The organism is Nocardioides agri (assembly GCF_013778305.1).
In the GTDB taxonomy this organism is placed as follows: Bacteria; Actinomycetota; Actinomycetes; order Propionibacteriales; family Nocardioidaceae; genus Nocardioides; species Nocardioides agri.
The window spans coordinates 53,755-77,370 of the sequence record NZ_JACEIC010000002.1 but is presented as its reverse complement, the minus strand read 5'-3'; the positions used below and the strand labels follow the sequence as shown (position 1 = coordinate 77,370).

26 protein-coding genes are annotated in these 23,616 nt (G+C 72.8%); 24 read left to right on the top strand and 2 right to left on the bottom strand.

The annotated features are described in order from the left end of the window. Positions 1 to 36 precede the first annotated feature (36 nt). From aroC to HZF07_RS04865, 4 genes are read left to right on the top strand one after another with little or no spacing between them, the layout of a single operon-like run. On the top strand, positions 37 to 1,215 hold the full coding sequence (aroC, locus tag HZF07_RS04880) for a chorismate synthase (protein ID WP_198346327.1): 1,179 nt from the start codon (positions 37 to 39) through the stop codon (positions 1,213 to 1,215). After that, positions 1,212 to 1,712 (top strand): shikimate kinase, encoded by a 501-nt coding sequence (locus tag HZF07_RS04875; protein WP_232523013.1) that lies wholly within the window; start codon positions 1,212 to 1,214, stop codon positions 1,710 to 1,712. The genes aroC and HZF07_RS04875 overlap by 4 nt, the downstream gene beginning before the upstream one ends. Further along, positions 1,709 to 2,794 carry a 3-dehydroquinate synthase gene (gene aroB, locus HZF07_RS04870; protein WP_157340040.1) on the top strand — a complete coding sequence of 362 codons (1,086 nt, stop codon included), beginning with the start codon at positions 1,709 to 1,711 and terminating at the stop codon, positions 2,792 to 2,794. The genes HZF07_RS04875 and aroB overlap by 4 nt, the downstream gene beginning before the upstream one ends. Beyond that, positions 2,791 to 3,222: a type II 3-dehydroquinate dehydratase gene (locus HZF07_RS04865; RefSeq protein ID WP_181644812.1), complete on the top strand. Its 432-nt coding sequence runs from the start codon at positions 2,791 to 2,793 to the stop codon at positions 3,220 to 3,222. The genes aroB and HZF07_RS04865 overlap by 4 nt, the downstream gene beginning before the upstream one ends. Before the next feature lie 3 nt (positions 3,223 to 3,225). On the opposite strand, the gene HZF07_RS04860 is transcribed toward HZF07_RS04865, so the two are convergent. Then, positions 3,226 to 4,014, bottom strand: coding sequence for a collagen-like protein (locus HZF07_RS04860; protein ID WP_157340039.1), 789 nt, complete (start codon positions 4,012 to 4,014; stop codon positions 3,226 to 3,228). Positions 4,015 to 4,117: 103 nt separating this feature from the next. Between HZF07_RS04860 and HZF07_RS04855 the strand changes: the two genes are divergently transcribed. From HZF07_RS04855 to HZF07_RS04840, 4 genes are all read left to right on the top strand, one after another. Further along, positions 4,118 to 4,891 (top strand): SIMPL domain-containing protein, encoded by a 774-nt coding sequence (locus HZF07_RS04855; protein ID WP_157340038.1) that lies wholly within the window; start codon positions 4,118 to 4,120, stop codon positions 4,889 to 4,891. A 103-nt stretch (positions 4,892 to 4,994) separates the two neighbouring features. Continuing rightward, a complete protein-coding gene (efp, locus tag HZF07_RS04850) occupies positions 4,995 to 5,558 on the top strand; it encodes an elongation factor P (protein ID WP_157340037.1) in 564 nt (187 codons plus the stop codon). Then, positions 5,558 to 5,965: a transcription antitermination factor NusB gene (gene nusB / locus HZF07_RS04845; protein ID WP_157340036.1), complete on the top strand. Its 408-nt coding sequence runs from the start codon at positions 5,558 to 5,560 to the stop codon at positions 5,963 to 5,965. Before efp ends, nusB begins: the two co-directional genes overlap by 1 nt. Before the next feature lie 16 nt (positions 5,966 to 5,981). Further along, positions 5,982 to 7,367: a dihydrolipoyl dehydrogenase family protein gene (locus HZF07_RS04840; protein WP_157340035.1), complete on the top strand. Its 1,386-nt coding sequence runs from the start codon at positions 5,982 to 5,984 to the stop codon at positions 7,365 to 7,367. Here HZF07_RS04840 and HZF07_RS04835 read toward each other — a convergent pair. Then, positions 7,353 to 8,627: an aminotransferase class V-fold PLP-dependent enzyme gene (locus tag HZF07_RS04835; protein WP_157340034.1), complete on the bottom strand. Its 1,275-nt coding sequence runs from the start codon at positions 8,625 to 8,627 to the stop codon at positions 7,353 to 7,355. The genes HZF07_RS04840 and HZF07_RS04835 overlap by 15 nt on opposite strands. Positions 8,628 to 8,733: 106 nt before the next feature. Here HZF07_RS04835 and HZF07_RS04830 point away from each other — a divergent pair, with 106 nt between their 5' ends. The 16 genes from HZF07_RS04830 to rpoZ all read left to right on the top strand — a co-directional run bounded on the left by HZF07_RS04830 (position 8,734) and on the right by rpoZ (position 23,616). After that, positions 8,734 to 10,110: a MinD/ParA family ATP-binding protein gene (locus tag HZF07_RS04830; protein WP_157340033.1), complete on the top strand. Its 1,377-nt coding sequence runs from the start codon at positions 8,734 to 8,736 to the stop codon at positions 10,108 to 10,110. Positions 10,111 to 10,124: 14 nt separating this feature from the next. Further along, on the top strand, positions 10,125 to 11,135 hold the full coding sequence (locus HZF07_RS04825) for an NADPH:quinone reductase (protein WP_157340032.1): 1,011 nt from the start codon (positions 10,125 to 10,127) through the stop codon (positions 11,133 to 11,135). A 53-nt stretch (positions 11,136 to 11,188) separates the two neighbouring features. Next, positions 11,189 to 11,380, top strand: a complete 192-nt coding sequence (locus tag HZF07_RS04820) for a hypothetical protein (protein WP_157340031.1) — start codon at positions 11,189 to 11,191, stop codon at positions 11,378 to 11,380. A 4-nt stretch (positions 11,381 to 11,384) separates the two neighbouring features. Next, the gene (locus HZF07_RS04815) at positions 11,385 to 12,092 is read left to right on the top strand and encodes a molybdopterin-dependent oxidoreductase (protein WP_181644811.1); all 708 of its coding nucleotides are present in this window, start codon (positions 11,385 to 11,387) and stop codon (positions 12,090 to 12,092) included. After that, positions 12,089 to 12,691, top strand: coding sequence for a cytochrome b/b6 domain-containing protein (locus tag HZF07_RS04810; protein ID WP_157340030.1), 603 nt, complete (start codon positions 12,089 to 12,091; stop codon positions 12,689 to 12,691). Before HZF07_RS04815 ends, HZF07_RS04810 begins: the two co-directional genes overlap by 4 nt. Positions 12,692 to 12,756: 65 nt before the next feature. Beyond that, positions 12,757 to 13,314: a bifunctional pyr operon transcriptional regulator/uracil phosphoribosyltransferase PyrR gene (gene pyrR, locus HZF07_RS04805; protein ID WP_157340029.1), complete on the top strand. Its 558-nt coding sequence runs from the start codon at positions 12,757 to 12,759 to the stop codon at positions 13,312 to 13,314. Further along, positions 13,311 to 14,264, top strand: a complete 954-nt coding sequence (locus HZF07_RS04800) for an aspartate carbamoyltransferase catalytic subunit (RefSeq protein WP_157340028.1) — start codon at positions 13,311 to 13,313, stop codon at positions 14,262 to 14,264. Before pyrR ends, HZF07_RS04800 begins: the two co-directional genes overlap by 4 nt. Further along, positions 14,261 to 15,547, top strand: a complete 1,287-nt coding sequence (locus tag HZF07_RS04795; RefSeq protein ID WP_181644810.1) for a dihydroorotase — start codon at positions 14,261 to 14,263, stop codon at positions 15,545 to 15,547. Before HZF07_RS04800 ends, HZF07_RS04795 begins: the two co-directional genes overlap by 4 nt. Beyond that, a complete protein-coding gene (gene carA / locus HZF07_RS04790; RefSeq protein WP_181644809.1) occupies positions 15,544 to 16,671 on the top strand; it encodes a glutamine-hydrolyzing carbamoyl-phosphate synthase small subunit in 1,128 nt (375 codons plus the stop codon). The genes HZF07_RS04795 and carA overlap by 4 nt, the downstream gene beginning before the upstream one ends. After that, complete coding sequence (carB, locus tag HZF07_RS04785; protein WP_157340027.1) at positions 16,671 to 19,979, top strand: carbamoyl-phosphate synthase large subunit; 3,309 nt, start codon at positions 16,671 to 16,673, stop codon at positions 19,977 to 19,979. The genes carA and carB overlap by 1 nt, the downstream gene beginning before the upstream one ends. Continuing rightward, positions 19,979 to 20,974: a quinone-dependent dihydroorotate dehydrogenase gene (locus HZF07_RS04780; RefSeq protein WP_157340026.1), complete on the top strand. Its 996-nt coding sequence runs from the start codon at positions 19,979 to 19,981 to the stop codon at positions 20,972 to 20,974. The genes carB and HZF07_RS04780 overlap by 1 nt, the downstream gene beginning before the upstream one ends. Before the next feature lie 31 nt (positions 20,975 to 21,005). Continuing rightward, on the top strand, positions 21,006 to 21,818 hold the full coding sequence (gene pyrF / locus HZF07_RS04775; RefSeq protein ID WP_157340025.1) for an orotidine-5'-phosphate decarboxylase: 813 nt from the start codon (positions 21,006 to 21,008) through the stop codon (positions 21,816 to 21,818). Then, entirely contained in the window at positions 21,815 to 22,246 is a 432-nt protein-coding gene (locus HZF07_RS04770; protein ID WP_157340024.1) for a hypothetical protein, read from the top strand. The genes pyrF and HZF07_RS04770 overlap by 4 nt, the downstream gene beginning before the upstream one ends. A 121-nt stretch (positions 22,247 to 22,367) precedes the next feature. Continuing rightward, on the top strand, positions 22,368 to 22,688 hold the full coding sequence (gene mihF, locus HZF07_RS04765) for an integration host factor, actinobacterial type (protein WP_181644808.1): 321 nt from the start codon (positions 22,368 to 22,370) through the stop codon (positions 22,686 to 22,688). After that, a complete protein-coding gene (gene gmk / locus HZF07_RS04760) occupies positions 22,681 to 23,277 on the top strand; it encodes a guanylate kinase (RefSeq protein WP_181644807.1) in 597 nt (198 codons plus the stop codon). Before mihF ends, gmk begins: the two co-directional genes overlap by 8 nt. A gap of 9 nt (positions 23,278 to 23,286) precedes the next feature. Beyond that, positions 23,287 to 23,616 (top strand): DNA-directed RNA polymerase subunit omega, encoded by a 330-nt coding sequence (gene rpoZ, locus HZF07_RS04755; protein WP_181644806.1) that lies wholly within the window; start codon positions 23,287 to 23,289, stop codon positions 23,614 to 23,616.

The window sequence follows — 23,616 nt, the reverse complement described above, 5'->3', positions numbered from 1 at the left end:
TCCACCGCGCCGTACCGGCCGTGAAACACTGCACGCATGCTGCGCTGGTTGACCGCGGGCGAGTCCCACGGCCCCTCCCTGGTCGCGATCCTGGAGGGGCTGCCCGCCCATGTCCGGGTCACCTCCGACGACATCGCCGACTCCCTGGCACGCCGCCGCCTCGGCTACGGCCGCGGTGCCCGGATGAAGTTCGAGCAGGACGAGGTCACGCTGGTCGGTGGCGTCCGGCACGGCGAGACCCAGGGCGGACCGGTCGCGATCCAGGTCGGCAACACCGAGTGGCCCAAGTGGGAGAAGGTGATGTCGGCCGACCCGGTCGACCCCGTCGAGCTCGAGGCGCTGGCCCGCAACGCACCGCTGACCCGGCCGCGGCCGGGGCACGCCGACCTGGTGGGCATGCAGAAGTACGACTTCGACGACGCCCGGCCGATCCTCGAGCGCGCCTCCGCCCGGGAGACCGCGGCCCGGGTCGCGCTCGGCCGGGTCGCCAGCAACTTCCTCGAGCAGGCGGTGGGCGCCCGGATCGTCTCCCACGTCATCGAGCTCGGCGGCGTGCGGGCGCCCTCCGGCTCCTGGCCCGCGGCCGACGACGTGACGCGCCTCGACGAGGACGAGGTGCGCTGCCTCGACCCCGACACCAGCAAGCTGATGGTCGAGCGCATCGATCAGGCGCACAAGGACGGCGACACCCTCGGCGGCGTCGTCGAGGTCGTCGTGCACGGCCTGCCGCCGGGCCTCGGCTCGCACGTCCACTGGGACCGCCGCCTCGACGCCCGGCTGGCCGGCGCGCTGATGGGCATCCAGGCGATCAAGGGCGTCGAGGTCGGCGACGGCTTCGAGCTCGCCGCCACCCCGGGCTCGCTGGCGCACGACGAGATCGTGGCGACGCCCGAGGGCATCCGGCGTACGTCGGGCCGCTCCGGTGGCACCGAGGGCGGCATGTCCACGGGGGAGGTGCTGCGGGTCCGGGCGGCGATGAAGCCGATCGCCACGGTCCCGCGCGCCCTGCGCACCGTCGACGTCGCCACCGGCGAGGGCACCGTCGCCCACCACCAGCGCTCCGACGTGTGCGCCGTGCCCGCGGCCGGCATCGTCGCGGAGGCGATGGTCGCGCTGGTGCTGGCCGAGGCGGTGCTCGAGAAGTTCGGCGGCGACTCGGTGCAGGAGACCCGGCGCAACGCCGTGTCCTACCTCGACACCCTGCGCTACCGATGATCGTCCTCATCGGCGCCATGGGCGCCGGCAAGACGACGGTCGGCGGCCTGGTCGCCGACGCGCTGGGCCGGCGCCTGCGCGACACCGACCAGGACGTCGAGGCGCTCACCGGCCGCACCATCTCCGAGATCTTCGTCGACGACGGCGAGGCGGCGTTCCGGGCGCTCGAGCGCGCGGCGGTGGCGGAGGCGCTGGCGACCCACGACGGCGTGCTGTCGCTGGGCGGGGGAGCGGTTCTCGACCCGGGCACCCGCGACCTGCTCGCGGGCCACGACGTGGTGTTCCTGCGCGTGGGCCTCTCCGACGCGGTCAAGCGGGTCGGGCTCGGCAGCTCGCGCCCGCTGCTGCTCGGCAACGTGCGCGGCCGGATCAAGGCGCTCCTCGACGAGCGCACCCCGATCTACGAGTCGGTCGCCACGCTCAGCGTCGAGACCGACGGGCGGACGGCGGAGGACGTCGCCACGGAGATCCTGACCGCCCTGGCGGCCACCGCATGAGCACGACGATCACGGTGGCCGGACCCGCGCCGTACGACGTGGTCGTCGGCGACGGCGACCTCGACCGCCTGCCCGGTCTCCTCGGCGACGGCGTGTCCCGGGTCGCGGTCGTGCACCCGGCGGGCCTGGCGGCCGCTCCGGTCCTCGCGTTCCTCGGCGACTACGACGTGCTCGACCTCCCGATCCCGGACGGCGAGTCCGCCAAGACCGCCGCGACCGCCGCGGCGTGCTGGGAGGCGCTCGGCGCGGCGGGCTTCACGCGCTCCGACGCGGTCGTGACCTACGGCGGCGGCGCGACGACCGACCTCGGCGGCTTCGTCGCGGCCACCTGGCTGCGCGGCGTGCGGGTCGTGCACGTGCCGACGACGCTGCTCGCGATGGTCGACGCCGCGGTCGGCGGCAAGACCGGGATCAACACCGGTGCCGGCAAGAACCTCGTCGGCTCCTTCCACGAGCCCGCCGGCGTCCTGTGCGACCTCGCCACGCTCGAGACGTTGCCCCGTGCGGAGCTGGTCGCCGGGCTCGGGGAGGTGGTGAAGTGCGGCTTCATCGCGGACCCCGCGATCCTGGAGATCGTCGAGGGCACCGACCCCGCCGAGCTCACCTCCGGGTCGGCAGCGCTGCGCGAGCTGGTCGAGCGGGCGGTCCGGGTCAAGGCCGGCGTCGTCGCGGCCGACCTCAAGGAGGCCGGCGGCGTCGGCGGCCACCCCGGGCGCGAGGTGCTCAACTACGGGCACACGCTCGGGCACGCGATCGAGCGCACCGAGGACTACCGCATCCGGCACGGCGAGGCGGTCGCCATCGGCTGCGTCTACGCCGCTGAGGTGGCCGGCCGCTCCGGGCTGCTCGTCCCCGACGTGGTGGAGCGGCACCGGACCGCCTTCGGGCGGGTCGGGCTGCCCACGACGTACGCCGGTGCTCCGTTCGACACGCTGCTCGCGGCGATGCGGATCGACAAGAAGGCGCGGGGCAACCTGCTCCGCTTCGTGGTGCTCCACGACCTCGCGACGCCGGCGGTGCTCGCCGGACCCGACGAGGGCGTGCTGCGTGCGGCCTACGCCGCGATCGGAGGTCACGCGTGACGAAGGTGCTCGTCCTCAACGGCCCGAACCTCGGGCGGCTCGGCAAGCGGCAGCCCGAGATCTACGGCCACACCACCCATGCCGAGCTCGCGGAGCTGTGCACCGGCTGGGGCGCCGACCTCGGGCTCGAGGTCGAGGTGCGGCAGACCAACCACGAGGGCCAGATGCTCGACTGGCTCAACGCTGCCGCGGACGACGGCCTTCCCGTCGTCCTCAACGCCGCGGCCTGGACGCACTACTCGTACGCGATCTTCGATGCCTGCGCTCAGCTCACCGCGCCGCTCGTCGAGGTGCACATCTCCGACCCGCACCAGCGGCCCGAGGAGTTCCGGCACACGTCCGTGGTCACGCCGTACGCCGTCGAGGTCATCGCCGGGCACGGCATCGACGGCTACCGGATGGCGCTCGAGGTCCTCGCGCGGGCCTGAGCGTCACGCCAGCCGGCCGATCCAGGTCAGCGACATCGACTCGAAGCCGCTGAACCCGAGCGTGCCGCCCGAGGTCTGGGTGACCGTGGCGGTGACGAACTCGCCGGCGTTCAGCCGCACCACGCACGTGGCGTTGACGAACGTCGAGAGCGCGGGCGACGCGGCCGACCGCCGGTCGAAGCAGGCCGGGTTGCTGTTGCTGCCGTTGGTCGCGATGGCCGCGGCGCGCACGCCGACGTCGTTGGGGTTGAAGCCGATCGAGACGTGAGCGAGGTAGAGCCCGCTCACGGGCGCCACGAGCCGGGTGCCCTCGGCGGGGTCGTACATCGATGCCACCGTCTCGTACTGCTGCCCGCTCGCCCAGTTCACGGTCGTGATCGTGTCGTTCGGGACGGCGGTCCCCGAGGCGGTGATCCGGACGGCCGGGACCACGCCGGTCTCCGCGATCCCCACGGCGCCGGCCGCCAGCTGCGGGTTCGGGAAGGTGCCCGTGAGGTCGCCACCGGCCGGGACGCCGTCGACCGGCCCGGGCGGCCCGGCGACGCCCCGCTCGCCCTGCGGGCCTGCGGGTCCCTGCTGGCCTGCTGGTCCGGTCTGGCCACGGAGTGCCGCCCGGGCCTTCTTGCTGAGGTCCTTGGTCGCGATCGACCCGTCCTTGATCTGCTTGCCGGTGATGACGACCCGCGAGACCTTCTCGGCCGCGTGCGTTGCCGCTGCCGGACCGCCGAGGGCGACGAAGAGGGCGAGGAGCCCGATGGAGGCGCCCACCCACTGCTGCTTGAGGGTGTTCATGCCCCGACGGTAGGGATCGTCCCAGGGTCGGGGCATGACACCTTCGGGTCATGGCGCCGGCTGGGGGCGGAACCGGTCGGCAGGTCGTCGCGTCCCACCTCCCATGGACCGCTCGAACACGCTCAGCACCCGTGCGCTGCTCCTCGTCGTGCTCGTGGCCGTCGCGCTGGTGGCGGCGTACCTGCTCGGCGGCCGAGGTCCGGCCGCACCCGCCGCGGCCGACGACCAGCGGGCGCCCGCGCAGGCGCCTCGGGAGCTGACGATGACGGGCACGGGGGAGGCGAGCGCGGTGCCCGACCGGCTGGGCTTCACCGCGCACGTGCACGTGACGCGACCCGACCTCGACGACGCGCTCGCCGCCGCCAACGCGACGATGGCGCGGGTGCAGGCGGCGCTCGTGGAGCACGGCGTCGACGAGCGGGACCTGCAGACCACGGGGCTGTCGATGGACCCGGTCTACGCGTACCACCCGTACGACCCGCCGACGATCGTCGGCTACCGGGTCTCCCAGCGCGCCCGGGTGCTGGTGCAGCCGCTCAGCGAGGGCGGTGCCGCCGTCGGCGCAGCGGTCGAGGCCGGCGGCAACGACGTCCGCGTGGACTCGCTGCGGCTGCTGGTGAGCGACGCCGACGCGGTGATGGCGCGGGCCCGGACGGCGGCGGTCGACGAGGCCCGCGCCAAGGCGGAGGAGTACGCCGCAGCGTCGGGCCAGGACCTCGGCGACGTGCTCACGCTGCGCGAGGTGCGCGCCGTGCCCGTGCCGACGCCGGTCGTGCCCGACGCCGCCCTGGCCTACCGGAGAGCCTCGGACGTCCCGATCCGGGCCGGCCGCGAGGAGGGAAAGGTCACGGTGCGGATCGTGTGGGCGCTCGGGTAGCGGATTCTGTGCCGCGTGCGCCCAGCCGATAGACTCGCGCGTTGGTGCCTGCCGCTGGCGGCACCCCCAGACGCTCCCGACGTACGAAGGCTGACACGCGCGCATGGCAACGACGAACGACCTCAAGAACGGCATGGTCCTCAACATCGACGGTCAGCTCTGGGCCGTCGTGGAGTTCCAGCACGTGAAGCCGGGCAAGGGCCCCGCCTTCGTGCGCACCAAGCTCAAGAACGTCGAGTCCAACAAGACCGTCGACAAGACCTTCAACGCCGGCACCAAGGTCGAGACCGCGACGGTCGACCGCCGCTCGATGCAGTACCTCTACAACGACGGCAGCTCCTACGTCTTCATGGACGTGACGGACTACGAGCAGATCGAGATCAGCCCCGAGATCGTCGGCAACGCCGCGAACTTCCTCCTGGAGAACCAGGAGGCTGTCGTCGCCACCAACGAGGGCCGCGTGCTCTTCATCGAGCTCCCTGCGTCGGTCGAGCTCGAGATCACCTTCACCGAGCCCGGCCTGGCCGGCGACTCCGCGACCGGGCGCACCAAGCCGGCCACCCTGGAGACCGGCCACGAGATCCAGGTGCCGCTCTTCATCAACCAGGGCGAGAAGGTCAAGGTCGACACCCGCGATTCCTCCTACATGGGTCGCGTCAAGAACTGATGTCGGCTCGCACCAAGGCGCGCAAGCGCGCGCTGGACGTCCTCTTCGCAGCGGAGCTGCGGGGCGAGACGGCGACCGAGGCGCTGGACCGGGCGATCGCCGAGGGCGAGGCGCCGACCAACGACTACACCGTCACGCTGGTGCGGGGGGTCGAGGAGCACCGTGCCCGCATCGACGAGGTGCTGTCGTCGTACGCCGAGGGCTGGACCCTGCAGCGGATGCCCGCCGTTGACCGCAACGTGCTGCGGCTCGGCGTCTGGGAGCTGCTCTGGACCGACGACGTCCCCGACGCCGTCGCGATCAGCGAGGCCATGGCGCTCGTGACCGAGCTGTCGACCGACGAGTCGCCCCAGTTCGTCAACGGCGTGCTCGGCGCGGTGCTGCGCAACAAGGCGACGCTGGTCTGACTCCTAGGCTGGGTCCATGACTCAGCACGAGGTGGACCTGGTCGTCATCGGCACCGGCCCGGGCGGTGAGGCGCTCGCGACGGGCGCGGCCAAGGCCGGGCTCGAGGTCGTCGCGGTCGACAAGCACCTGGTGGGTGGCGAGTGCCCCTACTACGGCTGCATCCCCACCAAGATGATGGTGCGCGGCAGCGACCTGGTGGCCGAGGTGCGCCGCGCAGCGGCCGTCGCTGGCGAGGCGACGATCAGCCCCGCGTGGTCGACGGTCGCGCGCCGCCTCGACGAGGACGCCACGACCCACTGGGACGACACCATCGCCGTCGACCGGCTGACCGATGCCGGGGCGACCGTGCACCACGGCACCGGCCGGCTCTCCGGCCCCAGGCAGGTGGCGGTCGAGACCGCCGACGGCGAGGTCGTCACCTACGCCGCCCGCCGCGGCGTCGTGGTCAACCCCGGCACCCGGCCCGCGCTGCCGCCGGTGGAGGGCCTCGCGGACACGCCGTACTGGACCAACCGCGACGCGGTCCGGCTCACCGAGCTGCCCGGGGCGCTGGTCGTGGTCGGCGGCGGGCCGATCGGCTGCGAGCTGGCGCAGGTCTTCGCGCGGTTCGGGGTGCGGGTGACCGTCGTGCAGCACGGTCCGCGACTGCTTCCGGCCAACGAGCCGGAGGCCGGTGAGCTGCTCGCGCGGGTCTTCGCCGAGGAGGGCATCCGCGTCCTGACCGGCGTCGAGCTCGAGCGTGCGGCGTACGCCGACGGCGCGTTCGCCCTCGACCTCGACTCCGGCGAGCAGCTGCGCGCCGACAAGGTGCTGGTGGCCGCCGGTCGGACGCCCAACTTGGACGACCTCGGCCTCGAGACCGTCGGCCTCGACCCCACGGCGCGCTCGCTCCAGGTCGACGAGTGGCTGCGCGCCGGCGACGGCCTCTGGGCGATCGGCGACGTGACGGGGCACGGCGCGTTCACGCACGTCTCGATGTACCAGCAGGCGGTCGCGCTGCGCGACATCCTCGACCAGGGCGGCGAGTCGGCGACCTACCACGCCGTCCCGCACGTGACGTTCACCGACCCCGAGGTCGGCGGCGTCGGCCTCACCGAGCGGCAGGCCAGGGACGCCGGGCTGACCGTGCGCACCGGGCAGGCCGACCTCGCGCAGTCCTCGCGGGGCTTCACCCACGGGGCCGGCGCCCACGGCCTGATCAAGGTGGTCGAGGACGCCGACCGCGGTGTCCTCGTTGGTGCCACCGCGGTGGGTCCGGCGGGCGGCGAGATCCTCGGCTTCCTGGCCGTCGCGGTCCATGCCGCGGTGCCGGTCGCCACCCTGCGCACGATGATCTACGCGTACCCGACCTTCCACCGCGCGATCGAGACCGCCCTCGCGGACCTGTCAGACGAGTCCTGAGACCGCCGCCACCGCCGCGTCGACCTCGTCGGGGCTGGTCACGATGCTCGGGCCGAGCCGCAGGTAGGACGTGGCGTACGGCGTCGCGCTCGCCACGACGCCGTGCTCGCGCAGCTCCAGCACCGCGTTGCCGGGCGGCGTGCCGGGGACGTCGAGGCACACGATCCCGGCCGAGACCGCGGGGTCCAGGGGAGTGACGACGGTGACGCCGCTGCCGGCCAGCCCCTCCTTGAGCCGCGTGGCCTGCTCGACCGTGCGCTCCACCACGGCCGCCCGGCCGATCCGCTGCTGGAACGCGAAGCCCTCGGCCAGCGCCCAGCGGTGCTCGAAGGAGTGGTAGCCACCCGGTGTCAGCCGGCCGGCCGGGCCCTGCGGCGTGAACGACGGGATGATCTCGGTCAGCGGCCCCCAGTTGCGGCCCCAGACGATGCCGGTGCCCCGCGGGCCGAAGAGCCACTTGTGGGTGCCGGCGGAGAGGAAGTCGCAGCCCAGGTCCGGGAGGTCGACGTCGACGGCCGCGAACCCGTGCACGCCGTCGACGCACAGCAGCACGCCGTCCGGGAGCGCGTCGGCGATCTCGCGCACCGGGGTGCGCACGCCGGTGCTGGAGTGCACCCAGGTGATCGCGACGACCCGGGTGCGCGGCGTCAGCCCGCGCACCAGCCGGTCGACCATCTCGTCGACGGTGGCGGCGGCCGGGTCGTCGTAGAGGCTGACCCGACGCACCCGCGCGCCGGTGCGCAGCGTCAGCAGCCGCAGCGCGTCCTCGGTCGAGAAGAAGTCGTGGGTGGTCGAGAGCACCTCGTCGCGCGCGGTCAGGGCGAGGCCGCCGTAGACGATGCCGAGCCCCATGGTGGTGCTGTCGGTGAGCGCGTACTCGCCCGCCGCGCCTCCGGCGTACGCCGCCGCGGCCGCGCGGACGGCGTCCTCGAGCTCGATGCCGTCGAGCAGCGCCTGCTCGGTGTCCCAGCCCAGCTGCGCGCGGTGGAAGGAGACGGCGGCGTCGACCTGCGCGGTGTGCGGGGAGAGCACGAACGCCGCGAACTGCGCCGCGTCCGGGTCGAGCGGGAACTGGGCGCGCACGGACGCCCAGTCGCCCGGGTCGAAGTCGGGGACCGTGAGCTCGGCCGGCGGGGCGGACGGCGCAGCGGTCGCGACCGCCGGACCCGGGGGCTCGGCGTCGTCGTCGCAGCCGACGACGAGCGCGGCGCCACCGGCGAGACCGGCGCCGAGGAGCGCTCGGCGAGTCGAGAGCGGCATGGCTCATGATGGCAGCCGAAAACAGCGTCTGGGGCGTGTGTGACAGGACCGAATCGGGGAAGTACCTCCCTAGCAGGACGGTCCTGCTGTCGAAGGGGGACACACGATGTCGCAGGAAGCTCGGGGTTCCGGGGGCGCGCGTCCTGACGAGGACACCAGCGACCGGCTCTACACGCCTGAGGACTTCGCGGCGTACGCCGCGCGTCGCGAGGCCCGCACGGGCACCGCAGGCGGCCGCGATCAGGCGAGCTACGGCGACCCCCTGGGCGACCCCCTGAACGACCCGCTGACTGGCCCGTTGACTGGCCCGTTGAGCGGCCCGCTGACCGGCCCGTTCGACCCGCCGGCGCCCGTCGCCGCCGACTCGCCCGCGCCCGCGGCGCCGATGCCCACCTCGCCACCCCCGTCGTTCACCCCGAGCACGCCGCCCCCGGCAGCGCCGCCCGCCGCGCCCCCGACGGCGGCTCCGGCGGCGGCTCCGGCGGGTCCGCCTGCCGCCCCTCCTCAGGCGGCCGAGCCCGCGGCCGACCCGGCCGACCTCAAGCGCTTCATGAGCGCCACCGACTTCCTCGACCGGCGCGACGCCGACCAGCAGCACGGACCCGCGACCTGGGGCTGGCGCGGCAAGGTCCGCCGGTGGAGCGGTGGCCTGATCTCCCCGCAGATGGGTCCCGACGAGCGCGCCTACGAGGACGACCGGCGCGCGATCCAGCGAGACTTCGACGGCCCCCGCACGATCGCGTTCATCAACCCCAAGGGCGGCGCGGCCAAGACGACCGGCGTGCTCGCCGCCGGCTACACCTTCGGCACGGTCCGGGGCGGCGGCGTGGTGGCCTGGGACAACAACGAGACCCGCGGCACGCTCGGCATCCGCGGCACCCGCGGCAGCCACCGCAACACCACCCGCGAGCTGCTCGAGGACCTCGAGCGCTTCACCGACGTCTACCAGTCCCGCATCGGCGACCTCGGCGCGTTCGTGCGCTCCCAGGGCGACGCCCACTTCGACGTGCTCGCCTCCGACGAGCGCCCGGACGTCACCGGCACCATCCGCGCGTCGGACTTCGACGCGATCCACAAGCTGCTCGAGCGCTTCTACCGGATCATCCTCATCGACACCGGCAACAACATGCGGGCCGAGAACTGGCTCGCCGCTGCGGGCGCCGCCGACCTGCTGGTCGTCACCTCCACGATCCGCGAGGACACCGGCTACAGCGGCCTCTGGATGCTCGACGCGCTGCAGGACGCCGGCTACCAGGACCTCAAGCACAAGACGGTCACCGTGCTCTCCGACCCCTCCGCCACCGTCGACACCAAGCTCGCCGCCGACCTGGTCGACGTCTACGAGCAGCGCACCCGCGGGGTCTACCGCGTCCCCTACGACCCGGCGCTCGTCGCGGGGTCGGTCGTGCCCTACAACCAGCTGTCCCAGCACACCCGGATGCAGTGGCTCCGGGCGTGCGCGGGAATGGCGGAGGGCCTGTAGGACTTCTGGTCGACATGCGCGCCGTCGTCTACCGCGAGCCCGGTCCGTCGTCCGTCCTGCAGGTCGTCGACCGTGACCTGCCCGAACCCGGGCCCGGCGAGGTGCGGGTGCGGCTGGTCCGCGCGGGCGTGAACCCCACGGACTGGAAGTTCCGGGCCGGCATGATGCGCGGCTTCGAGGAGGTGACGCCCGGCCACGACGGCGCGGGCTACGTCGACGCTGTCGGTCCGGGCGTCGACGGCCTGCGGGTCGGTGACCGCGTCTGGCTCGTGCTCGGCCAGCACGGCGTGGCCCACGGCACCGCCGCCGAGCACACCGTGCAGCCCGCGAGCCACGTCGTCCCGCTGCCCGACAACGCCGACTTCGACCTCGGCGCGAGCCTCGGTGTCCCTGCGGTCACGGCGCACCGCGCGCTGACCGCGAGCGAGGCCGGTCCGGACCGCCTCGGGCCCGGCGCTCTCGACGGTCGCACCGTGCTGGTCGCCGGCGGGGCGGGGGCGGTGGGCAACGCCGCCATCCAGCTCGCCCGGTGGGCGGGCGCGACGGTGGTCGCGACCGTCAGCAGCGAGGAGAAGGCGGCGCTCGCGACCGCGGCCGGCGCGCACCACACGGTCGACTACCGAGCGGCGGACGTCGTCGAGGCGGTGCGCTCGATCGCCCCCGAGGGCGTGGACATCGCCGTCGAGGTCGCGCCGGCCCAGAACATCGGCATCGACCTCGAGGTCGTGAAGGTGCACGGGCTGGTCAGCATCTACGCCAACAACGGTGGCGACGAGATGACGATGCCGCTGCGCGCGGCGTTCGGGAAGAACCTCCGCTTCCAGTTCCTCATCCTCTACACGCTCGACGACGCGCTGGTCCGGGCCGCCGTCGAAGACGTGACCGCCGCCGTCGCCGCGGGCGCGCTCCGGGTGGGCGAGGACGCGGGGCTGCCGCTGCACCACTACCCCCTCGACCAGACGGCGGCCGCCCACGACGCGGTCGAGCAGGGCGCGGTCGGCAAGGTGCTGATCGACCTGGAGTAGTCGGCCCGGCGGATGTCCGGGGCCGCTGACCACCGAGGTGGTTGAGTGGAGCCATGGCGAAGCCGTTGTGGGTCGTGGTCGGGGTGGTGCTCGTGGCGGCCGGGGTCGTCTGGACGCTCCAGGGCTTCGACGTCCTCGAGGGCAGCTCGATGAGCGGCACGACCACCTGGTCGATCATCGGCCCGATCACCGTGCTCGTCGGCCTCGCGCTGGCGGTGGTCGGCGTCCGCGGCCGGAGGCCGTGAGGCGGTGCCCGGACGGCCCGAGCGTCCCCGGAGTGCCGAGCTCGACGGCACCCCGGTCGGGCGCCGTGTCGTGCTGGGTCTGCTCGGCCTCGGCGCCGTCGGCGTCGTGACCGGGAGCACGGTCCAGCAGGGGCTGAGCCGCGCCCTCGCGCCGGTGCAGATGCGCGACCCGACGGGCCTCTCGCAGTACATCCCGATCGGCAACACGTTCCGCTACTACTCCGTCGCGGGCGCGATCGACAGCGTGGACGCCGCGTCGTACTCGCTCGCCGTGTCCGGGCTCGTCGCCACCCCCACGACGTACACGCTCGCCGACCTCCGGTCGCTGCCGCAGGCCGCGATCACCGAGGACTTCCACTGCGTCACCGGCTGGCGGGTCGAGGACGTGCCGTGGACGGGCGTGCGGCTCGCGCACCTGCTGGACCTGGCGTCGCCGTCGCCCGAGGCGGTCGCGATCAGGTTCCGGTCCTTCGACGGCGTCTACACCGAGAACATGACGCTGGAGCAGGCGCGCGACGACGTCCTGGTCGCGCTGACGATGTACGGCGAGCCCGTCACGCACTACCACGGTGGGCCGGTGCGGATCTATGCGGCGCCGATGTACGGCTACAAGAGCACCAAGTGGCTCTCCGAGATCGAGCTGACCGACCGCACCATCCCGGGCTACTGGGAGGACCGGGGCTACCCGCTCGACGGGATCATCGGCGAATGACCGTCCGCGTCGCGCGCTTCAGCGCCGCCGAGCGGGCCGTCCACTGGGCGGTCGCCCTGCTGATGACCGCCTGCATCCTCACCGCACTGGTGCTCTACAACGGCTCGCTGGCGATGCTGGTCGGCCACCGGCACACCGTCGCCCTCGTCCACGTCTGGAGCGGCTTCGCGCTGCCGGTGCCGATGCTGCTCGGCGCGCTCTCGGCGGCGTACCGGCTCGACGTGCGCCGGCTCAACCGCTTCACGGACGCGGACTGGGCGTGGCTGCGCAGCAAGGACCGCCGCTCCGGCCGGATCCGGGTCGGGAAGTTCAACGCAGGACAGAAGCTCAACGCCTCCCTGTCGGCCGGCGCGACCCTGGTGCTGCTCGGCACCGGGACCGTCATGTGGTTCACCGGGCTGGTCCGGCTCTCCTGGCGCACGGGCGCCACCCTGGTGCACGACTGGACCGCGCTCGCGCTCGGGCTGCTGGTGCTCGGCCACCTCGCCTACGCGTTGCGCGACGGCGAGGCGCTGCGCGGCATGTGGTCGGGGCGGGTCGCCGTCCACTGGGCGAACAGGGAGCACGCCGCGTGGGCCGACGAGGTGGAGCCGGGGTAGGGTGACACCCGATCGACATCCTTTAACGAGCCGTCCCGTGAGGCGGAGAAGGAGGTCCGAGGCTCTTGCCTGCGCACCCTGACACAGACGCCCGCGTCGTCCTCGACGCCGGTGACATCCAGCGGGCGTTGACCCGCATCTCGCACGAGATCCTCGAGCGCAACAAGGGCGCCGACGACCTCGTCCTGCTCGGCATCCCGAGCCGCGGCGTCCCGCTCGCGCACCGGATCGCCGAGCGCATCGCCTCCGTCGAGGGGTACGCCGTGCCGGTCGGCTCGCTCGACGTCACGATGTACCGCGACGACCTGCGCCTCAAGCCGGCCCGGGCGCTGCTGCCCACCGAGATCCCGCCCGGCGGCGTCGACGGCAAGGTGGTCGTCCTGGTCGACGACGTGCTGTTCTCCGGACGCACGATCCGCGCCGCGCTCGACGCGCTCAACGACATCGGCCGCCCCCAGGCGGTGCGGCTCGCGGTGCTGGTCGACCGCGGCCACCGCGAGCTGCCGATCCGCGCCGACTTCGTCGGCAAGAACCTGCCGACCTCGCTCGTCGAGCGGGTGAAGGTGACGCTCGACGGCATCGACGACCTGGACGCCGTCACGATCCAGGGGGTTCCGGCATGAAGCGCCATCTCCTCAGCGCGGGCGACCTCAGCCGCGACGACGCCGAGCTGATCCTCACCACCGCCGCCGAGCTCCGCGAGCTCGCCGACCGGCCCATCAAGAAGCTGCCCGCGCTGCGCGGACGCACGGTGGTCAACCTCTTCTTCGAGGACTCCACCCGCACCCGGATCTCGTTCGAGGCCGCCGCGAAGCGGCTCTCCGCCGATGTCATCAACTTCGCGGCCAAGGGATCGAGCCTCTCCAAGGGCGAGAGCCTCAAGGACACCGCGCTCACGCTCGAGGCGATGGGCGCCGACGCGGTCGTCGTCCGCCACGGCGCGAGCGGCGCGCCGCACCGGCTCGCGAACTCGGGCTGGGTCCGCTCGAGCGTGGTCAACGCCGGCGACGGCACCCACGAGCACCCCACCCAGGCGCTGCTCGACGCGTTCACGATGACCCGCCATCTCAGCGGCGGCAAGCCGACCCTGGAGGGGCGTCGCATCGCGATCGTCGGCGACGTGCTGCACAGCCGGGTGGCCCGCTCCAACGCGCTGCTGCTCCACACGCTGGGCGCCGAGGTCACCCTCGTCGCGCCGCCGACGCTGCTGCCGGTCGGCGTGGACAGCTGGCCCGTCGAGACGTCCTACGACCTCGACGCGGTCATCCCGAAGGCCGACGCCGTGATGATGCTGCGGGTCCAGCGCGAGCGGATGCACGGCGGGTTCTTCCCGACCGCGCGCGAGTACTCGCGCCGCTACGGCCTCGACGGCCGGCGGATGGCGACGCTCCAGGACCACACCATCGTCATGCACCCGGGCCCGATGGTCCGCGGCATGGAGATCACCGCGGACGTCGCCGACAGCGAGCGGTCCGTCATCGTCGAGCAGGTCACCAACGGCGTCGCCGTCCGGATGGCCGTTCTGTACCTGCTGCTCGGTGGGTCCGAGCCGGCCGTCGGAGGAGAAGAGTGAGCACCACCTACCTGATCAAGAACGTCTCGGTCCTCGGCGGCGAGCCGACCGACCTGCTGCTCCGCGACGGCGTGGTCGCCGACGCCGCGGACGCTCCGGCCGACGCCGAGACGATCGACGCCACCGGGCTGATCGCGCTGCCCGGCCTGGTCGACCTGCACACCCACCTGCGCGAACCGGGCCGCGAGGACGCCGAGACCGTCGAGACCGGCACCCGGGCCGCGGCGCTGGGCGGCTTCACCGCCGTGCACGCGATGGCCAACACCGAGCCGGTCGCCGACACCGCCGGCGTCGTCGAGCAGGTCTGGCGGCTCGGCCGCGAGGCGGGCTACTGCGACGTCTACCCGGTCGGTGCGGTCACCGTCGGGCTCGAGGGCGAGCGGCTCGCCGAGCTCGGCGCGATGGCCGACTCGGCCGCCCGGGTGCGGGTCTTCTCCGACGACGGCAAGTGCGTGAGCGACGCGGTGCTGATGCGCCGGGCGCTGGAGTACGTCAAGGCGTTCGACGGCGTCGTCGCCCAGCACGCCCAGGAGCCGCGGCTCACCGAGGGCGCCCAGATGAACGAGGGCGAGCTCTCCGGCCGCCTGGGGCTGGCCGGCTGGCCGGCGGTCGCCGAGGAGGCGATCATCGCCCGCGACGTCCTGCTGGCCCAGCACGTCGGCTCCCGCCTGCACGTCTGCCACCTCTCCACCGCCGGCTCGGTCGACATCGTGCGGTGGGCGAAGGCCAAGGGGGTCGACGTCACCGCCGAGGCCTGCCCGCACCACCTGCTGCTCACCGACGAGCTGGCGGCGACGTACGACCCGATCTACAAGGTCAACCCGCCGCTGCGCTCAGCCGCGGACGTCGAGGCGGTCAAGGCGGGCCTGGCCGACGGGACCATTGACATCGTCGCCACCGACCACGCGCCGCACCCGCACGAGGACAAGGACTGCGAGTGGGCGGCCGCCGCCTTCGGCATGCTCGGCCTCGAGACCGCGCTGTCGATCGTGCAGCAGACGATGGTCGACACCGGCCTGCTCGACTGGGCCGGCGTCGCCGAGCGGATGTCCTACGCCCCGGCGCGCATCGGCCGGGTCTCCGACCAGCACGGCCGGCCGGTCGAGGTGGGTGAGCCCGCCAACGTGGTGCTCTACGACCCCGGCGCGACCCGGACCGTCGACCCGGCCGAGTCGGCGAGCCTGAGCCGCAACACGCCGTACCGCGGCATGGAGCTGCCGGGGCGGGTGGTCGCCACGTTCCTCCGGGGCAGGGCGACCGTGCTCGACGGGAAGCTCCAGTGAGCGCCGCGAGCCCGGCCATCCTCGTCCTCGAGGACGGCCGCACGTTCCACGGCGAGGCCTACGGCGCCGAGGGGGAGACCTTCGGCGAGGCGGTCTTCAACACCGGCATGACCGGCTACCAGGAGACGCTGACCGACCCGTCCTACCACCGCCAGGTCGTCGTGATGACCGCGCCGCACGTCGGCAACACCGGCATCAACGACGAGGACCCCGAGAGCCGGCGGATCTGGGTGGCCGGGTACGTCGTGCGCGACCCCGCCCGGCGGGCGTCGAGCTGGCGCTCGCAGCGCTCACTCGACGACGAGCTGCGCGAGCAGGGGGTGGTCGGCATCTCCGGCATCGACACCCGCGCGCTCACCCGTCACCTGCGCGACCGCGGCGCGATGCGGGTCGGCATCTCCACGACCGAGACCGACCCGGCGGCGCTCCTGGAGCGGGTGCGGGTCTCCGGCGAGATGGCCGGCGCCGAGCTCGCCTCGGAGGTGTCGACGGGGGAGGCCTACGTCGTCCCCGCGATCGGCGAGAAGCGCTTCACCGTCGCCGCGCTCGACCTCGGCATCAAGACGATGACCCCGCACCGGATGGCCGAGCGCGGCGTCGAGGTGCACGTGCTGCCGGCGACGGCGACGCTCGCGGACGTCCGGGCCGTCGCACCTGACGGGCTCTTCTACTCCAACGGCCCGGGCGACCCGGCCGCGACCACCCACCAGGTCGAGGTGCTCCAGGGCGCGCTCGCCGAGGGAGTGCCCTACTTCGGCATCTGCTTCGGCAACCAGCTCTTCGGACGCGCGCTCGGGTTCGGCACCTACAAGCTCAAGTACGGCCACCGCGGCATCAACCAGCCCGTGATGGACCGCACGACCGGCAAGGTCGAGGTCACCGCCCACAACCACGGGTTCGCCGTCGACGCGCCGCTCGACGCCACCACGACCACGCCGTACGGCGAGGCGAGCGTCAGCCACGTGTGCCTCAACGACGACGTCGTCGAGGGCCTCGAGCTGCGCGACGCCGCGGGAAGGCTGAAGGGCTTCTCCGTCCAGTACCACCCCGAGGCCGCCGCCGGCCCCCACGACGCGGCGTACCTCTTCGACCGGTTCATCGACGTCATGGAAGGAACCGCCTGATGCCCCGCCGCGAGGACATCCAGTCCGTCCTGGTGATCGGCTCCGGGCCGATCATCATCGGCCAGGCCTGCGAGTTCGACTACTCGGGCACCCAGGCCTGCCGGGTCCTGAAGGAGGAGGGCATCCGGGTCATCCTGGTCAACTCCAACCCGGCCACGATCATGACCGACCCGGAGTTCGCGGACGCGACCTACGTCGAGCCGATCACCCCCGACTTCCTCGAGAAGGTGATCGCCAAGGAGCGCCCCGACGCGCTGCTGCCGACGCTGGGCGGCCAGACCGCGCTCAACGCCGCGATCGGGCTGCACGAGCGCGGCATCCTCGAGAAGTACGACGTCGAGATGATCGGCGCCAGCTTCGAGGCGATCCACCGCGGCGAGAACCGCGAGCTCTTCAACGCGATCGTCGCCAAGGTCGGCGGTGAGGTCGCGCGCAGCTTCGTGTGCCACACGCTCGAGGACTGCGAGAAGGCCGTGGTCGAGCTCGGCTACCCGGTCGTCGTGCGCCCGTCGTTCACGATGGGGGGCACCGGCTCCGGCATCGCCTACGACGAGGGCGACCTGGCCCGGATCGCCGGCGCCGGCCTGGCCGCCAGCCCGACCACCGAGGTGCTGATCGAGGAGTCGATCATCGGGTGGAAGGAGTACGAGCTGGAGGTGATGCGCGACAAGGCCGACAACGTCGTGATCGTCTGCTCGATCGAGAACCTCGACCCGATGGGCGTGCACACCGGTGACTCGATCACCGTCGCGCCGGCGATGACGCTGACCGACCGCGAGTACCAGCACCTCCGCGACCTGGCCATCGGCATCATCCGTGAGGTCGGCGTCGACACCGGCGGCTGCAACATCCAGTACGCCGTCAACCCCGCCGACGGCCGGGTCATCGTCATCGAGATGAACCCCCGGGTGTCCCGGTCGAGCGCGCTCGCCTCGAAGGCCACCGGCTTCCCGATCGCGAAGATCGCCGCCAAGGTCGCGGTGGGCTACACGCTCGACGAGATCCCCAACGACATCACCGTCCGCGAGGACGGGTCGAGCACCCCGGCGGCCTTCGAGCCGACGCTCGACTACGTCGTGGTGAAGGTCCCGCGGTTCGCGTTCGAGAAGTTCCCCGGCGCCGACCCGACGCTGACCACGCACATGAAGTCGGTCGGCGAGGCGATGGCCATCGGGCGCAACTTCACCGAGGCGCTGCAGAAGGCGCTGCGCTCGCTGGAGTCCAAGGACGCGCTCTTCGACTGGCACCAGGAGTGGGTCGACCTCGACAAGCCCGCGCTGCTCGAGGCGATCCGCACGCCCCACGACGGGCGGCTCAAGAAGGTGATGGACGCGATCCGGGCGGGTGCGACGCCGGAGGAGATCTTCGACGCGACCGGCATCGACCCGTGGTTCGTCGACCAGCTGATGCTGATCAACGAGATCGCCGCCGAGGTCACGGCCGCCCCCGAGCTGACCCCGGAGCTGCTGCGCAAGGCCAAGCGGCACGGCTTCTCCGACGTCCAGATCGGCAAGATCCGCGGCATGACGGCCGACGTCGTCCGCGGCGTCCGGCACGCGCTCGGCATCCGGCCGGTCTTCAAGACCGTCGACACCTGCGCCGCCGAGTTCGCCGCGGCCACGCCGTACCACTACTCGTCCTACGACGAGGAGACGGAGGTCGCGCCGCGCGAGAAGACCGCGGTGATCATCCTCGGGTCCGGGCCCAACCGGATCGGCCAGGGCATCGAGTTCGACTACTCGTGCGTGCACGCGTCGCTGACGCTGTCCGAGGCCGGCTACGAGACGATCATGGTCAACTGCAACCCGGAGACCGTGTCGACCGACTACGACACCTCCGACCGCCTCTACTTCGAGCCGCTGACGCTCGAGGACGTGCTCGAGATCGTGCACGCCGAGGAGCAGGCCGGGCCGGTCGCCGGCGTGATCTGCCAGCTCGGCGGGCAGACCCCGCTCGGCCTCGCGCAGGGGCTCAAGGACAACGGCGTCACCGTGGTCGGCACGTCGCCGGAGGCGATCCACCTGGCGGAGGAGCGCGGCGCCTTCGGAGCCGTGCTCGCCGACGCCGGGCTGCCGGCACCGAAGTACGGCATGGCGACCAGCTACCCGGACGCGCAGCGGATCGCGGCGCAGATCGGCTACCCGGTGATGGTGCGCCCGTCGTACGTGCTGGGCGGTCGCGGCATGCAGATCGTCTACGACGACGGCGCGCTGCAGGACTACATCGCCCGCTCGACGGAGATCGGGCCCTCCCACCCGGTGCTGGTCGACCGCTTCATCGACGACGCGGTCGAGATCGACGTCGATGCGCTCTACGACGGCGAGGACCTCTTCCTCGGCGGCGTGATGGAGCACATCGAGGAGGCCGGCATCCACTCCGGCGACTCCTCCTGCGCGCTGCCGCCGATCACGCTCGGCCGGGCGGAGATCGACCGGATCCGGGCGGCCACCGAGGCGATCGCGCGCGGTGTCGGGGTGCGCGGGCTGCTCAACATCCAGTTCGCGCTGGGCTCCGACGTCCTCTACGTCCTCGAGGCCAACCCGCGCGCTTCGCGGACGGTGCCCTTCGTCTCGAAGGCGACCGCGACCCCGCTGGCGAAGGCGGCGGCCCGGGTCATGCTCGGCGAGTCGATCGCCTCGCTGCGCGAGAGCGGGCTGCTGCCGGCGACGGGCGACGGCGGCGACCTGCCGGCCGACCAGCCGATCGCGGTCAAGGAGGCCGTGATGCCGTTCAACCGGTTCCGCACCCCCGACGGCAAGCAGGTCGACACGGTCCTCGGGCCGGAGATGAAGTCGACCGGCGAGGTGATGGGCTTCGACGCCGACTTCGGCACGGCGTTCGCCAAGGCGCAGGCGGGGGCCTTCGGGCCGCTGCCCACCAGCGGTCGGGTGTTCGTGAGCATGGCCAACCGCGACAAGCGGCACATGATCTTCCCGATCAAGGTGCTCGCCGAGCACGGCTTCGAGATCCTCGCCACCCAGGGCACCGCGGAGGTGCTGCGCCGCAACGGCGTCGCGGCCACCGTCGTGCGCAAGCACTCCGAGGGCGCCGGCCCGGACGGCGAGCCGACGACCGTGCAGATGATCCTGGCCGGCGACATCGACCTGGTGATCAACACGCCCAACGGCTCGGCCAGCGGCTCCTCGGCCCGCGCGGACGGCTACGAGATCCGCACCGCCTCCGTCGTCGCCAACATCCCGTGCATCACGACCGTGCAGGGCCTCGGTGCCGCGGTGCAGGGCATCGAGGCGATCCGGCGCGGTGACATCGGCGTGCGGTCGCTCCAGGACTGGGCGGCCCGCACCTGATGTACCACGCGTTCTTCGACAAGGTCCTGACCCGGACCGACCCCGAGCGGGCCCACCACGCGGCGTTCCGGGCGATCCGGGCGGCGCGGCCGGTCACCGGGCTCCGGCGTACGCCGGGGGAGCCGGTGCGGGCGCTCGGGCTGACCTTCCCCAACGTGCTGGGCCTGGCCGCCGGGTTCGACAAGAACGCGGTCGGCATCGACGGCCTCGGCGCGCTCGGGTTCGGGCACGTCGAGATCGGCACGGTGACCGGCGAGGCGCAGCCCGGCAACCCGCAGCCGCGCCTCTTCCGGCTGCCCGACGACCGCGCGGTCGTCAACCGGATGGGCTTCAACAACGACGGCGCCGAGGTCGTCGCCGCGCGGCTCGCCTCGCGGGGACGCCGGCCCGGACCGGTGCTCGGCGTCAACATCGGGAAGTCGAAGGTCGTCCCCGAGGACGAGGCCGTCCGCGACTACGAGAAGTCCGCGCGGCTGCTCGCGCCGTACGCCGACTACCTGGTGGTCAACGTGAGCTCGCCGAACACGCCCGGCCTGCGCAACCTGCAGGCGGTCGAGAAGCTGGAGCCGATCCTCACCAGCGTGCAGAGGATCGCGGACGGCGTGCCGCTGCTGGTCAAGATCGCACCCGACCTCGCCGACGACGACGTGCTCGGCGTCGCCGACCTGGCGCTCGCGACCGGGCTCGACGGGATCATCGCCACCAACACCACGATCTCGCGCGCCGGCCTGCGGAGCCCCGCCGCCGAGGTGGAGGAGATCGGCGCCGGCGGCCTCTCCGGACGTCCGCTGACGGACCGCTCGCTCGAGGTCATGCGGCTGCTCCGAGGCCGGGTCGGGCCCGACCTGACGCTCATCGGCGTCGGTGGCATCACCACCGTCGAGGACGCCCGGGCGCGGCTCGACGCGGGCGCCACCCTGCTCCAGGGCTACACCGCGTTCATCTACGAGGGCCCGCTGTGGCCGCGACGGATCGTCCGGGGAGTGTCGTCGTGACCTCCGCCCGGGCCAGGACAGGAGCACCCGCATGACCTTCGGAGCCCGCCTCCACGCCGCGATCGCCGAGCGCGGGTCGTTCTGCGTCGGCATCGACCCGCACGCGGCGCTGCTCCAGGACTGGGGCCTCGCGGACGACGTCGCCGGCCTGGAGCGCTTCGCGCTGACGACCGTCGAGGCGGTCGCCCCGCACGTGTCGGTCGTCAAGCCGCAGTCGGCGTTCTACGAGCGGTTCGGCAGTCGGGGCATCGCGGTGCTGGAGCGGGTGATCGCGGACTCCCGCGCGGCCGGCGCCCTGGTGCTGCTCGACGTGAAGCGCGGCGACATCGGCTCCACGAGCCAGGCCTACGCCGACGCCTACCTCGACCCGGCCTCCCCGCTGGCGTCCGACGCGATCACGGTCAGCCCGTTCCTCGGGTTCGGGTCGCTCGACCCGATCGTCGACACCGCGCGGCGCCACGACGCGGGTGTCTTCGTGCTCGCGCTCACCTCCAACAAGGAGGGCCCGGAGGTGCAGCACGCCCGGGTCGAGGACGGCGGCACCGTGGCGGGCCGGATGCTCGACCACCTGCGCCACCTCAACGCCGACGCCGAGCCGCTCGGCTCCTTCGGGGCCGTCGTCGGTGCCACCATCGGTGCGACGACCGAGGACCTGGCGTTCAACGGGCCGGTCCTGGCGCCCGGCTTCGGAGCCCAGGGCGGCACGGTCGCCGACCTGCGCCGGATCTTCGGCACCAACCCCGCCGTGCTGGCCAGCTCCTCGCGCGAGGTGCTGCGGCTCGGCCCCGATCCCGCGGCGATGCGTGACTTCGTACGCCGTACCAACGACGAGCTGCGATCGTGAGGCGGCTCCTCGCCCTCGCCCTGGCCGTCCCGCTGGTCGTGGGCTGCGGCTCCGACCAGGACGACTACTGCGGTGCGGTCGAGGACCACCAGGCCGAGCTGACCGACATCATCAGCAGCACCCGGCCCGACGCCCTGCTCCAGGCGCAGGGGATCTTCGAGGACCTGCGCGAGAGCGCCCCGGACGACATCGCGGACGAGTGGCAGGTGCTCGTCGGGGCCGTCGACGGCCTCGGCGACGCGATCCGCGACGCGGGCGCCGACCCCGAGACCTACGACCCGGACCACCCGCCGGAGGGCGTCACCCAGGAGCAGCGCGAGGCCATCGCGACGGCCTCCACCCGGCTCGCCTCCCCTGAGGTCGTCGAGGCGCTCCGCGCGGTCGACCAGCAGGTCCGCGACGTCTGTCACACCCCGCTCACCCTGTAGCGGTCGCGACGGCTGGACCGGCCCGAGGCCCGGTGGCGACTTGGGCGCGGCTGTGACTAGATTGACTTCTCACCCGGCCGGGCGACTCGTAGCCCGGAGACATCAGCAGAAGGACCCCCACGTGGCTTTGCCCCCGCTCACCCCCGAACAGCGCCAGGCGGCCCTCGAGAAGGCCGCCGCCTCCCGTCGGGAGCGGGCAGAGGTCAAGAACCGGCTCAAGAACTCCGGCGCGTCGATCGCCGACGTGATCGAGGAGGGCCAGCGCAACGAGGTCATCGGCAAGATGAAGGTGATCGACCTCCTCCAGTCGATGCCCGGCCTGGGCAAGGTGCGCGCCCGCCAGCTGATGGAGCGCCTCGGCATCGCCGAGAGCCGCCGGGTCCGCGGCCTGGGCTCCAAGCAGGTCGCGGCCCTCGAGAAGGAGTTCGCCGGGCGTGACTGACGCTGCCCGGCGACCGGCCCCGGGGCGGTCGCGGCTGGTCGTGCTCGCCGGACCCACCGCGGTCGGGAAGGGCACGGTCGCCGCCGACGTACGCCGCCACCACCCGGAGGTCTGGATCTCGGTGTCCGCGACCACGCGGGCACCGCGCCCGGGGGAGCAGCACGGCGTCCACTACTGGTTCGTCGACGACGACGAGTTCGACGCGATGGTCGAGCGCGACGACCTGCTCGAGTGGGCGGTCGTGCACAAGTCCGCCCGCTACGGCACTCCGCGGGCGCCGGTCGAGGCCGTCCTCGACGAGGGTCGCCCGGCGATGCTGGAGATCGATCTCCAGGGCGCCCGGCAGGTCCGCGAGTCGATGCCCGACGCCCTCTTCGTCTTCCTCAAGCCGCCCTCGTGGGACGAGCTGGTCCGCCGGCTGGTCGGCCGCGGCACCGAGACCGAGGAGGAGCGCGAGCGCCGGCTCGAGACCGCGCGGGAGGAACTGGCCGCCGAGGCGGAGTTCGACGTGAGCATCGTCAACCACGAAGTTCACGCTGCTGCGGAGGACTTGGTAGCCTTGATGCTGCAATCCCCAACAGATCTGTGAGGCTTCAGCGTGCCGTCTCCCACCATCGCCGCCGAGGGCGTGACCAACCCCTCGATCGACGACCTGCTGTCGAAGACCGACAGCAAGTACAAGCTGGTCCTGTTCAGCGCCAAGCGTGCCCGCCAGATCAACGCGTACTACTCGCAGCTCGGTGAGGGCCTGCTCGAGTACGTCGGCCCTCTCGTGGACACCCACGTCCAGGAGAAGCCGCTCTCGATCGCCCTGCGCGAGATCAACGACGACCTGCTCGTCTGCGAGGACATCGACCCGGCCGAGCTCGCCGCCGAGGAGGCCGCCGCGCAGGCTGCCGCCGCGGACGCGGGCTTCGCCGGCGAGTGA

What these genes read in the sequence shown, in the direction of transcription:
- HZF07_RS04810 (WP_157340030.1), top strand. Translation starts at nt 12,089, where the DNA reads ATGACCGTCCGCGTCGCGCGCTTCAGCGCCGCCGAGCGGGCCGTCCAC.
- HZF07_RS04840 (WP_157340035.1), top strand. Translation starts at nt 5,982, where the DNA reads ATGACTCAGCACGAGGTGGACCTGGTCGTCATCGGCACCGGCCCGGGC.
- nusB (WP_157340036.1), top strand. Translation starts at nt 5,558, where the DNA reads ATGTCGGCTCGCACCAAGGCGCGCAAGCGCGCGCTGGACGTCCTCTTC.
- aroC (WP_198346327.1), top strand. Translation starts at nt 37, where the DNA reads ATGCTGCGCTGGTTGACCGCGGGCGAGTCCCACGGCCCCTCCCTGGTC.
- HZF07_RS04860 (WP_157340039.1), bottom strand. Translation starts at nt 4,014, where the DNA reads ATGAACACCCTCAAGCAGCAGTGGGTGGGCGCCTCCATCGGGCTCCTC.
- HZF07_RS04875 (WP_232523013.1), top strand. Translation starts at nt 1,212, where the DNA reads ATGATCGTCCTCATCGGCGCCATGGGCGCCGGCAAGACGACGGTCGGC.
- HZF07_RS04830 (WP_157340033.1), top strand. Translation starts at nt 8,734, where the DNA reads ATGTCGCAGGAAGCTCGGGGTTCCGGGGGCGCGCGTCCTGACGAGGAC.
- HZF07_RS04820 (WP_157340031.1), top strand. Translation starts at nt 11,189, where the DNA reads ATGGCGAAGCCGTTGTGGGTCGTGGTCGGGGTGGTGCTCGTGGCGGCC.
- HZF07_RS04855 (WP_157340038.1), top strand. Translation starts at nt 4,118, where the DNA reads ATGGACCGCTCGAACACGCTCAGCACCCGTGCGCTGCTCCTCGTCGTG.
- HZF07_RS04800 (WP_157340028.1), top strand. Translation starts at nt 13,311, where the DNA reads ATGAAGCGCCATCTCCTCAGCGCGGGCGACCTCAGCCGCGACGACGCC.
- HZF07_RS04825 (WP_157340032.1), top strand. Translation starts at nt 10,125, where the DNA reads ATGCGCGCCGTCGTCTACCGCGAGCCCGGTCCGTCGTCCGTCCTGCAG.
- HZF07_RS04780 (WP_157340026.1), top strand. Translation starts at nt 19,979, where the DNA reads ATGTACCACGCGTTCTTCGACAAGGTCCTGACCCGGACCGACCCCGAG.
- aroB (WP_157340040.1), top strand. Translation starts at nt 1,709, where the DNA reads ATGAGCACGACGATCACGGTGGCCGGACCCGCGCCGTACGACGTGGTC.
- carB (WP_157340027.1), top strand. Translation starts at nt 16,671, where the DNA reads ATGCCCCGCCGCGAGGACATCCAGTCCGTCCTGGTGATCGGCTCCGGG.
- efp (WP_157340037.1), top strand. Translation starts at nt 4,995, where the DNA reads ATGGCAACGACGAACGACCTCAAGAACGGCATGGTCCTCAACATCGAC.
- HZF07_RS04835 (WP_157340034.1), bottom strand. Translation starts at nt 8,627, where the DNA reads ATGCCGCTCTCGACTCGCCGAGCGCTCCTCGGCGCCGGTCTCGCCGGT.
- pyrF (WP_157340025.1), top strand. Translation starts at nt 21,006, where the DNA reads ATGACCTTCGGAGCCCGCCTCCACGCCGCGATCGCCGAGCGCGGGTCG.